Annotated in this window: 1 protein-coding gene; it reads right to left on the bottom strand. The window is 77.0% G+C overall.

The genetic code is table 11. The features are described from left to right. Positions 1 to 143: 143 nt before the first annotated feature. Positions 144 to 380, bottom strand: coding sequence for a hypothetical protein (locus ACFWXO_RS29820; RefSeq protein WP_380527418.1), 237 nt, complete (start codon positions 378 to 380; stop codon positions 144 to 146). Positions 381 to 434 lie beyond the last annotated feature (54 nt).

Below are 434 nucleotides of genomic sequence, written 5' to 3'. Positions count from 1 at the left end.
GTCATGTCCCCATGGGTGTAAATCAATCCGCGCGTCCCGGGTGTTGGCGTGGTGTGGCGCGGGGCCCGAGGGTCCGACCCCGGCCGGGGAGAGAGGGGCACCCGCCGGTGTCGTACCGGCGAGTGCCCCTCACCCGTGGTACGTCAGGCCTGCTCGGCCGGCGCGTCGGTGGCCGGAGCCTCGGCGACCGGGGCCTCGACGGCCGGGGTCTCGGCAACCGGAGCCTCGGCGGCGGGGGCCTCAGCGGCCGGAGCCTCCTCGGCCTTCTTCTCGCCCTCGATGAGGTCCTTCTCCCAGTCGGCCAGCGGCTGGTCGGCGCCCGGCTCGGCCTTGGGGGGGGGCGTGGGGGCCCCCGCGCGCGGCTTTAGGACCACGGGCACCGCGCGAGCGAGCACGCGGGGTCGGAGGGGGTGGGAGCGCGGAGGGGCGGGGTG

The sequence above is a fragment of the Kitasatospora sp. NPDC059088 genome, from assembly GCF_042738155.1.
GTDB lineage: Bacteria > Actinomycetota > Actinomycetes > Streptomycetales > Streptomycetaceae > Kitasatospora.
The sequence above is the reverse complement of the archived record's forward strand: the minus strand, read 5'-3'. Positions and strand labels throughout refer to the sequence as shown.